This window comes from Desulfocicer niacini (assembly GCF_054657595.1).
The window spans coordinates 126,558-137,257 of the sequence record NZ_BAAHYK010000012.1 but is presented as its reverse complement, the minus strand read 5'-3'; the positions used below and the strand labels follow the sequence as shown (position 1 = coordinate 137,257).

The following is a 10,700-nucleotide window of genomic DNA, read 5'->3' as shown; positions in this document are numbered from 1 at the left end:
ATTTAAACCTTAGGAAAGCAACCTTAGGAAAGCAAACTTAGGAAGGCAAACTTAGGAAGGCAAACTTAGGAAGGCAACCTTAAGGACTCAGAAATTTTTGATCTACCATATAAAAGTTTGATGAATGAAGGTCTTACTGATGGATTTTATATAGTATTAAAAATGTCTTTTGCAGAACAACTGAAAATAGTTTTCAAACATGGTGTGATCTACAGTGGGGCCAGTATTCTTGGCAGACTGGTGGGGTTTGTAATGTTGCCGGTGTATGCCCACTACCTGCGTGGTGAGGGGTATGGCATCATCGGCATGATCGACGTTTTTTTATCCGTGTTTGTGGTTTTTGCTGGTTATGGTATCTCCAGTGCCATGCGAAGAATTTATTTCCAGCGTGAAGGTGAAGTTGCCCGAAAGCAGCTCATATCAACGGCAATGATACTTCTTTTCACCATTGTTACTGGAATGAGTTTGTTTTGTATGCTTTTCAGCGACTTGATTGCCTGGTTTGCCTTTGGAAAGGAGGGGATGGGGTTGGTGATCCAACTGTCTCTCCAGACCTTTATCGCTACGATGACCTGCCAGAATGCTGAGGTGTATCTACAGATAGAGAAACGCTCCATCCTTGTTTCGTTTCTGTCGTTGGGCCGTCTGGTTCTTGGCCTTATACTTAATATTTACTTCATTGTTTACCTGAAAATGGGGGTTTATGGTTACCTTTATTCCGGGGTTATCTGTGGATGGGCAGCTACATTGGTCGTCCACGGGGTTGCTTTTGCCAGGGCTGGATTTCAGTTTAATTTAAAAGATGCTAGAGAACTGTTGAGTTATGTCCTTCCCCTTCTTCCTGGGGTGGTGGCCAACTTGATTGGAAACAACGTTAGCCGTGTAATTCTTCGAAGTTTTTTAGGGCTTACCATGCTGGGTGCCTTTGAAATGCTATTCAAATTTGCCACATTAATCGGGGTGTTGGTGACGGTTCCCTTTATGAAAATATGGAGTATTCAACGCCTGGAAGTGGCCGATGCAAAAGAAGGACCAGATTCAATTGCAAGGATGTTTACTATCTTTTTGTCTATTCTTATTTTTGTCGGTCTTGTTTTTGCCGTTGAAATTCCAATTTTGTTGAAGTTATTGACGCCAAAGGAATTTTGGCTTTCAGGTTATATTGTTATCATTGCTGTCACTTCCAGAATTTTGTTGGCCAGTTCACAACACCTTAATTTTGGACTTATTTACGCAAAAAAAACCTTTGAAATTGCCAAAATTAATATGATAATGGCGGTGTTCAACATTGTCTTTTCCTTTGTGTTGATTAAACAGCTTGGATTGTTTGGTGCTGTTCTTCAAGGGGCTCTGAGTAATTTGATCACATGTATCCTTGTGTTTCAAAGGGGTAACCCCTATTATCAAATCTCCTTTGAGTGGGAGAAAATTATTAAATTGATATTGCTGGTGATTCCCATTTACTTGGGGATAGACTTTTTTTCTATTTCTTTGCTTCCGGGGATGGATTTTTACTTATCACACGATGTGGTGCATGGATTGGAAAACATCTTACGTTTTTGTCAACTGGAGACTGCCCGGGACTGGAAGATTGTTGCAGGCCTTATTGATAATTTATCCGACGTAATAGACTGCTGTTTTAAATTTGTATTTTGTTTTTCGTTTCTGGTTGCCTTGATACTCACCGATATATTGCCTCGAAAGCGGGTGGCTGTTATGCTTCAAGAAAAACGTCTTTTTGTAACTATGAAGTAGGGCCCCTGATTTTTTTACAAGAAACGCCATCGGGCTGTTTGTAATGATTGCTTGTAATGAAATCTCAGGCTCTGCCTGAGCGATCCGAAAAATTTGACAGTTCCGGCGAGATCAAAAAAATGATAAAGGTTCTTCCTTGGGAAGTCTCCGAAGGAAGTGAGGAAGAACCAATGAGAGATTGGCAAACATTATCACACGTCAAATGGGATTGCAAAATGGTGAGTGGTATTAAAGATGAAATTTGACTTTGTCAGGAAAAATTTTTTTGAGCCCCTGTATTATAAAAGGGCTGGTAGTCCCCGCCTGGATTATTGGAAAATTCTCGAAAAAACACAGTATTATTCTTTGGAAAGGCTCAAAGAAATTCAGTGGCAGCGCCTGCAGGCGCTGTGGGCGTTTGTCTGGAAACATAACGCATTTTATCAGAGACGATTTGCTGATGCCGGGTTGACAAAAAAAAGCCTTCAGTCGCCTGATGATATCTCAAAACTGCCGGTGCTGACCAAGGCGGAAGTCCGTGCCCACACCAGTCAGATGATCTCATTTCCTTTTTCCAGGGAAAAACTTCACCATTTTAAAACCGGGGGGTCCACTGGAAGGGCGCTGGATCTTTTTGTCACGGAAAAATGTAGTGAACTGAGAAATGCCTGTGCCCGTCGTCATGATCGGTGGACAGGGTGGGAACCTGGCCAACCCATCGCTGCAGCGTGGGGGAATCCGGAACTTCCGGTAACGCCAAAGAAAAAAATGATTAACTCCCTGGTTCAACCCTATATTTACCTGGATACCATGGCAGTCTCAGAGGCATCGGTCACCCGGTTTATCCTGGAGTGGAAAAAAACAGGGCCTACCCTGTTATTCGGACATGCCCATTCCCTGTTTGTGCTGGCACAGTATCTGGAGCGGATGAAACTTAGCGCGCCGCATCCCGTGGGCATACTGTCCACTTCCATGATGTTGCTGCCCCATGAACGGGCGAAGATCGAACAGGTTTTTGGCTGCAGAGTGATTGACCGTTACGGATGTGAAGAGGTGAGTCTTATCGGTTGTGAATGCCAGAAACATGAAGGCATGCACATGAACATTGAGCATCTTGTGATAGAGTTTTTAAGGGAGGATGGCTCCAGTGCCGGTGTGGGAGAACCCGGTGAGATTGTGGTGACGGATTTGATGAATCATGCCATGCCCTTTATCCGCTATCGGGTGGAAGATGTGGCTGCTTTTCTGGGCCAACCCTGTTCTTGCGGGCGAGGGTTGCCCCTGATGGAAAAGGTACAGGGCCGTGTGGCTGATTTTCTCATCAAGAAAGATGGTACCCGTGTGGCTGGGATTTCCCTTATTGAAAACACCCTGACTCGCATTCCCGGCATTGATCAGATGCAGATCATCCAGGAGAGTCTGGTCTGTTTTCGGTTAAATGTTGTTCCTGGCAAAGGGTATGGTCCGGACAGCGCCCATGCTTTGAGGGGGTATTTTGAAGACCTGTTTGGCCATGACGTTGTGGTCAACCTCTGCCAAACAACAAAAATTCAACCGGAAAAATCGGGCAAGTACCGATTCTCCGTTTGTAGCGTTTCATAACTGATCCTTATGAAAAAGGAGGAAATCGTTGGTGCCTGCTGTTACCGTAGTGATTACCTGCTATAATTATGGCCATTTTCTGGCGGATTGTCTTGAATCGGTTCTGAACCAGACCTTCCAGGGATTTGAGATTCTTCTGATTGATGACGGTTCCACCGACCACACCGCAGACGTGGCAGCCCGCTATTCAGGTGATCCCCGACTGAAATATATCCGGCAGGCCAACCAGGGACAGGCCCGGGCCAAAAACCGGGGCATCCAAAATGCTCAGGGTGACCTGGTGGCTTTTCTGGATGCTGATGATCTGTGGGAGTCGGAAAAACTGGAAAAACAGGTGGCTTTGTTTGGGGATGATCAGGTGGGAGTGGTGTATAGTCGCGCCAGATATATTGATGCCCATGGCGCTGATCTCAACAGGGCGATCGAATCCTTTGGCGTTCATTTAACTCCCCGCCGGGGACATGTGCTACCCTATATGCTATTTGATAATTTTGTTCCCTTTTCATCGGCCATGGTACGACGGGATTTGCTGGGGCAAGGGTTCAACGAAGAGTTAAAAATGGCCATCGACTGGGAGATGTGGCTCTACCTCTCGCTGGATTGGAAATTTGATTTTGTTGATGAAAGCCTCATTACATATCGAATGGGGCATAGTGGGCAGATGTCTCACAATGTGGATGAGCGGTTTCGATGCGCGGATGGCATTCTGGAACAATTTCTTAAAAATCATACTCACCGGCTGGAGAAAGGGTTCATCAATGACCTGTTTGCTCACAAATATTATTTGCGGTGGATATATTATTTTGAAAGAGAGCCTGCTAGGGCCAGGGAATTTCTAAAAAAAGCGGTTGGATATAAAGTTGATCTTCTTTTGATCGTCAAGACTCTGGCCCGGAGGTGGCTCGGACCGTTCAGGGCAAAGGGATAGATCATGGGGGAAGATGCCACATCTCAGGGAACGACGATGAATTTGAAAATTCTCCATATCATAGACAGCGGTGGCCTTTATGGCGCTGAGATGATGCTGCTTACCCTGGTGGAAGAGCAGATCAGATCAGGCATGAAGCCTCTCGTAGCCAGTATTGGAACGAAAAAAATATATGAAAAGCCCTTTGAAACAGAAGCCATAAAGCGAGGTATTGAACTTATAAAGTTTCGGATGATGCCCGGCCCCAATATCATGGGAGGGATGAAAATTTTGCAGTATGCCCGGAAACAAGGGGTTCATGTGTTGCATTCCCATGGGTACAAGGGGAATATTTTGCTGGGCTTTTTGTTGAACGCTCATCGACGGTTACCAATGATTGCCACCGTCCATGGCTATACCAGCGCCCTTGGGTTTTCAAAAATGAGCGTATACAAGTCTCTGGATCTGCTAAGCCATCAGATGATCGACACTGTTGTGCTGGTGAACAAACGAATGCGTGAACATCCTGATTTGAAAAAGCGGAAAAGGGTAAAATACCATGTTGTGAATAACGGCATTCCCATTGAACGGAAAAAAACTGATTCCCCACCCAATGTTCCCATCCCCGGGGAGACTCATGACATCGATTCCCGGATACGCTCGTTCTGTGCTGGAAATGGACTTGTCATCGGCACCATCGGGCGGCTTTCAAAGGAAAAGGGATATATCGATGCCATTAAGATGTTGTATCTCTTAAGAAAAGAGAAAAAAATTGACATTAGACTTGTGATCATCGGGGAGGGGACTGAAAGAACATCTCTGGAAGGCTGCATCTCAGCCCATGGGCTGTCCAGGCATGTAATGATGCCGGGATATATAAAAGATGCTGGAAGGTTCATGCCACTGTTCAACGTGTATATTATTTCGTCATTGTCTGAAGGGTTACCCATCACTTTACTGGAAGCCATGCAGGCAAAAATTCCCATTGTTTCATCACATGTGGGGGGGATTCCAGAAGTGCTTGATTTTGGCAAGGCGGGTATCCTTGTGCCTCCCGGCTGTCCAGGCCTCATGGCTGAATCCGTATTTTCGCTTTTACATGATAAAAAAAAATCTAAGCAACTCATTGATAACGCGTACATGAGATTGATTTGTGTTTATTCAAGTTCAACCATGGCTTCAGCCTATTTAAATCTTTACAGAACATTGATTTGCTGATGCCCCAGGGTACGAACAGACCATAATTGCGTGGTTGTTCAACAACATTAACGTAAGTTCTCAATAACTCGAGGTGGGAAAGTCTGTTTACCCTTTTAATTTTGAGTGCTATTCAAAAGGAATCCTTGAATGCCAAGGCTTATTGAAAACTTAGACATTAACGATTACCCATGTTGCTTTGTTGTGATTAATCATGAATGGGTCGGTCCTGAAAATTGGGTCGACATAAAATAAGGTAGTGAATATGTGCGGAGTGCTTGGATTCTATTATAAAACATCCCCGTTGGATTCAAAGGATTTCGTTGACAAAGAGACGCAGTTGTGTTCACAGATGCTCAGCGAACTGCGCCTTCGCGGACCGGATGAGCAAAGTGTAACCGTATTTGGCAATGCTGTTTTAGGACATAGCCGTCTGAGCATTATTGATCTCAATACAGGCAGTCAGCCGGTTTACAACGAAGACAATACCATTGCCGTTATTTTAAATGGAGAAATTTATAATTTCAAAAAATTAAGGGAAGAGCTGATTTTAAAGGGGCATCAATTCAGGACCTCTTCGGATACCGAAGTTTTGGTGCACCTTTATGAGGAATTCGGTGAGGGTTTTTTTTCTAGACTCAATGGCATGTTTGCCATTCTCCTTCACGATAAAAAGGAAAATGTGTTTCTGGTAGCCCGTGATCGTATGGGCGAAAAACCGCTTTTGTATTGGGACTCAGAGCAGAAGATCCTTTTCGCATCGGAATTAAAGGCGTTACTGAAGCATCCGGAAATTTCTGCCGAGCTGGATGCCGATGCCCTGGCCCTTTATTTTAATTCAATGTATGTACCGGCTCCCTGCTCCATCATCTCCGGCGTAAAAAAAATCCCCCCTGCCCATTACATGAAGTTGAAGGGTCAAGAGAAGTCAATTGTCAAATACTGGGATCCCCGGATTCAGGTAAACTGGGCCTTTTCCGAAAATGAGATCACTGAACAGTTTATTGAGCTGTTTTCAGATGCTGTTCTCATCCGTAAGGTGGCCGATGTTCCCATCGGCATATTTCTGTCCGGTGGGATAGATTCCAGTGCTGTCACGGCCATTATGGCACACCATTCCAAAGAACAGATAAAGACCTTTTCCGTGGGGTTTGCCGATGAGGTAGACGAACGACCCTATGCACGGGTGGTTGCAACGAAGTATCGCACCGATCATACGGAAATTTACATTGATGATAAAATTGAAGATGTTGTGCTGGATGTTCTGGCCTATTATGATGAGCCATTTGGCGACTCTTCAGCCATTCCGACCTACCTTGTGGCAAGGGAAGCGCGTAAGTACGTTAAAGTTGTGCTCACCGGTGATGGTGGGGATGAACTGTTTGCTGGCTATGGCTCCTATCTGGATCAGAGATATCTGCGGGGGGGGCGTTATTCCACAAGAATTCTCAAGGAGCTGAATCGGTTTGCCTTGCAACAGTTTGGATTCAAGGGATTTGACGGCATCTATTCCAGAGATGGCAGCCCCGGGGCGTGGGACTATTGGCACCGCGTACGAACCATTTTAAGTGCCGGTGAAATTAAGGCGTTTGCGTCAGGGTATGATGTGGATTTTGCAAAGTTTTATGCCGAAAATGCTTGGCTCAATCTCAAGGACAAAGATCCCCTGACCCTGGCTTTTGGCCATGATCTTAATTTTTACCTGCCGGATGATTTGTTGAAAAAGGTGGATATGGCTTCAATGAAAACAAGCCTTGAATGCCGGGCTCCATTTCTGGACCACCGCTTAGTGGAATTTGCCATGTCCATTCCCCCTCATCAAAAGGTGCGGCAGGAGCAGTTGAAGTATTTTTTAAAGTCCGGGCTCAAGGGGTATCTGCCCGATGAGATTCTATACCGAAAGAAAACAGGGTTCGGCGCACCGGTGGCATCTTGGCTGAATTATCAGTTGAAAGAGATGGCATGCGATCTTCTGAAGCCGGGGTGCCGGTGTGAGAATTACGTTGGTCGTGAAGGTGTTGTCACCTTGATGACATCTTTTTATGAACATAAAAATCAATCTGATTTCAGGCTTCCCTTAAAATTATGGCTGCTGTTTGTTTTGGAGTTGTGGCTGAGAAACTATCTGCCTGAATAAAAGATGAGATGGGCTGAAAAAATTTTAACAATGCCCCGAGGCTGCCAGATGACACCGGACTTCATGCGCTTTTGCAGATATGGGCGAGTTGTGGCATCCATTTTCAGGGGAAAAATTTTCAAGGGACAACAGTGACACCACCGACAGCCATAAACTGGGATGAATATTTACAATTGGTCAGGGGAGACCTGCTGCGATACGGCATGGATTTAAGTAACATCCTGGGATGTCTGATCAAGCACATCGGGTTTCGATATACTTTTTTTATGCGCAGTTGCAGATTTCTGAAGGGAAAAATCTGGTTGTTTCCTTTGTTTGTCTTTGCAAGACTTATCCATGGCCGGTTAAAGATAAAATATGGTATTGATATTCCATACAACACCTCAATCGGAACTGGGCTTTACATCGGACATTATGGAGGCATTGTGGTGAACCAGGAGGTTGTTCTGGGTAAAAACTGCAATATTAATCACGGTGTCACCATTGGGATTTCATTTGGGGGCAAGTCTCCGGGATGTCCCAGGATTGGGGACAATGTTTTTTTCGGTGCCGGTTGTAAGGTTTTTGGACGTATTACACTGGGAGATGATGTTGCAGTGGGGGCGAACTGTGTTGTGACCCGATCTGTTCCCGATCACGGGGTTGTGGTGGGCATCCCCGGGAAGGTTATTTCTTATAATGGCTCTGCCCATTATGTGGTTAATCGGGTGTGAACACATCAACACCCAAAGGTAAAATGGCAAACATAACTGAACTGAAAAATCAATATCCATCGATACGTCTGCCGATGACACTTTTTTTCAATGCATATGTGATCATATGGTGGCTGGAGGTGGGCAAGCGGGTCTCATTTCTGGGCAACATCCGTATCGAATTTATCTCCGGGGCCATATTGGCATTTGTGGCATTTTTGAGATACACGTCTGGCAACCATTCTGCAAAATACCATTCCCTTATTCCCCATGCCATCTTGATGTATCTTTTTATTTTGACTGTCAGCCTGCCTCTGGCCATTGATTTTGATCTTTCGTGGAAAACCTTTATAGATAAAAACATTAAATTTGCCATGATGAGTTTTTTTATCTCCCAATTTGCACTTTCCCCGCGATATTTGGCTTATTTTCTTTTGAGCAGTTTCATCGCCCTGATGAAGGTTGGACAGGAGTGTTTTGTGGGAAAGATTACCGGCAGTATGGTATGGGAAAATCAGGGAATTCCTCGCCTTCATGGAAGCCCTGGTACCATGTTCGGTCATCCCAATTCTCTGTCGGGAAAGTTCGTCAGTTTTCTTCCGTTTCTCTGGTATGTTTATCCGGTAATACAGTCCAAGCTTATGAAAATTCTCATTGGGGTCCAGCTGATTTTTTCCATTAATATCATTATTTTTACCGGCTCAAGAACAGGATATGTGACTTTTATTGCCATGTGCGTGCTGATTTTTTTTAAGTCTAGATATAAACTTCGGATTTTTCTGTTTTTTTGCGTAGCAGGAATGGTGTTGGTGATCAACCTGCCAGACCATTACAAGGCTCGATTTCTCTCCTCATTTAGCGGAAAAGAGGCGGAAGGACAATCAAAAGATGCCAGAATCACCTTATTCAAGGACTCTTTGACGGTCTTTATTAATCATCCGCTTGGTGTGGGGCTTTATTGTTTCCCCGTGGCGCAGGAGAGAGCTGACCGAAGAGCACAGGAAACCCATAATCTGTATACCCAGTTGCTTGCGGAAACAGGTATTCAGGGCTTTTTATTTTTTATTTCATTGCTTTATGTGATTCATAAAGAGCTCAAAAGGATTCAAAACGGGTTGCGCTTATGCATAGAATCCTTAGGGAACTTTACATCTGGGGCCGATGAGAATATGGACCGCCTGGTGTCCATGGAGGTAAAGTCCAATACCTTTATGATTGCTGTGTCAAATGCCCTTTTGCTTTTTATGTATGTTCGACTGGTTCTGGGGTGTTTTGGACATGATCTGTTTGAGATATACTGGTGGGTGATGGCGGGCTGTACCATGTCTTTACTGAAAATGCTTTCCATTGCCGAGGCCAGGGTGGCTGAAATTGAGTTGCTGGCGGGAACAGGTGAGGTCAAATGAGCGACACAAAGCCATTTAACGGAATCAATACCATCTGGATCGCCTGGGAAATACACAGACGCACCCGGGAGCTGTGTCAGGCCATGGGTATTCGCCCGTTTCTTCTTTCAAGTGATGCCCCGCGGATTGTAAGACATCCGATGTTTGTATTCCAAACCCTTAATATTCTCCTGAAACAGCGGCCTGATATTCTGTTTGTCCAAAATCCATCTATTTTACTTTCTATTATGGTCTGCTTTTTGCATTATTTTTTTAAATACCGATTGGTGATTGATACCCATAATGGGGGATTGTTGCCGGAGGGAAATGTGCTGAAGCGATTGGGCGCTATTTACGCATTTATTAACAGACAGGCCGAAATAACCGTGGTAACTAACACACAACTTGCCGCCTTGGTCACTAAAAATGGCGGGAGGGCTGTGGTTTTGCAGGATAAAATTCCGGTTGTTCCATCTGTTGAGAAAAAAGAGTTGAGTGGCCGGAGAAATGTGGTGTTTATCTGTACATTTGGTGCGGATGAACCTGTTAAAGAGGTAATAATAGCAGCGTCTCTTCTACCTCGCTGGGTAGTGGTGCATGTTACCGGAAAAGTGAGCGGACAGGCACAAGAATATCGTGCTTGGGCTCCGGATAATATTATTTTTACTGATTATCTGGAAGAAAACGCCTACTGGAGACTCCTGATTTCTGCAGATGTGGTAATTGATCTGACCAATCGGGCAAATTGCCTGGTGTGCGGTGCCTACGAAGCGGTTGCAGCTGGTACCCCCTTGATACTTTCACGATTTGATGCCCTTGAAGACTATTTTAACAAGGGAGTCCTTTTTACGGATAATAATTCCAGGGACATTGCAGACACCATTTTGAGGGCAATTGATCGGCTGGATGTGTTGAAAAAGCAGATTTCGGAACTGAAGGCTACGTTGGAAGAAAGGTGGGAGACCAGCATGGAAGCGCTTGTTGCCAGAGTCAAGCACTGATATGATATTGTTTTTTTATGTCAATATTAATTTTAATATAAGGGG

9 protein-coding genes are annotated in these 10,700 nt (G+C 44.7%); all 9 read left to right on the top strand.

The window, feature by feature from the left end; all coding sequences use genetic code 11:
- Positions 1-162: 162 nt before the first annotated feature.
- On the top strand, positions 163-1,755 hold the full coding sequence (locus tag ACYQ2M_RS08590; protein WP_459915921.1) for a lipopolysaccharide biosynthesis protein: 1,593 nt from the start codon (positions 163-165) through the stop codon (positions 1,753-1,755).
- A gap of 56 nt (positions 1,756-1,811) precedes the next feature.
- Positions 1,812-2,000, top strand: coding sequence for a hypothetical protein (locus tag ACYQ2M_RS08585; protein WP_459915920.1), 189 nt, complete (start codon positions 1,812-1,814; stop codon positions 1,998-2,000).
- Positions 1,990-3,336 carry a phenylacetate--CoA ligase family protein gene (locus ACYQ2M_RS08580; protein ID WP_459915919.1) on the top strand — a complete coding sequence of 449 codons (1,347 nt, stop codon included), beginning with the start codon at positions 1,990-1,992 and terminating at the stop codon, positions 3,334-3,336. The genes ACYQ2M_RS08585 and ACYQ2M_RS08580 overlap by 11 nt, the downstream gene beginning before the upstream one ends.
- A 31-nt stretch (positions 3,337-3,367) precedes the next feature.
- The gene (locus ACYQ2M_RS08575) at positions 3,368-4,264 is read left to right on the top strand and encodes a glycosyltransferase family 2 protein (protein ID WP_459915918.1); all 897 of its coding nucleotides are present in this window, start codon (positions 3,368-3,370) and stop codon (positions 4,262-4,264) included.
- Between the two features lie 36 nt (positions 4,265-4,300).
- The gene (locus ACYQ2M_RS08570; protein WP_459915917.1) at positions 4,301-5,461 is read left to right on the top strand and encodes a glycosyltransferase; all 1,161 of its coding nucleotides are present in this window, start codon (positions 4,301-4,303) and stop codon (positions 5,459-5,461) included.
- A gap of 244 nt (positions 5,462-5,705) precedes the next feature.
- A complete protein-coding gene (gene asnB / locus ACYQ2M_RS08565) occupies positions 5,706-7,577 on the top strand; it encodes an asparagine synthase (glutamine-hydrolyzing) (RefSeq protein WP_459915916.1) in 1,872 nt (623 codons plus the stop codon).
- A 131-nt stretch (positions 7,578-7,708) separates the two neighbouring features.
- Positions 7,709-8,290, top strand: a complete 582-nt coding sequence (locus ACYQ2M_RS08560; protein ID WP_459915915.1) for a serine O-acetyltransferase — start codon at positions 7,709-7,711, stop codon at positions 8,288-8,290.
- 23 nt (positions 8,291-8,313) lie between these two features.
- Positions 8,314-9,675: an O-antigen ligase family protein gene (locus ACYQ2M_RS08555; RefSeq protein ID WP_459915914.1), complete on the top strand. Its 1,362-nt coding sequence runs from the start codon at positions 8,314-8,316 to the stop codon at positions 9,673-9,675.
- Complete coding sequence (locus ACYQ2M_RS08550) at positions 9,672-10,655, top strand: glycosyltransferase (protein WP_459915913.1); 984 nt, start codon at positions 9,672-9,674, stop codon at positions 10,653-10,655. Before ACYQ2M_RS08555 ends, ACYQ2M_RS08550 begins: the two co-directional genes overlap by 4 nt.
- Positions 10,656-10,700 lie beyond the last annotated feature (45 nt).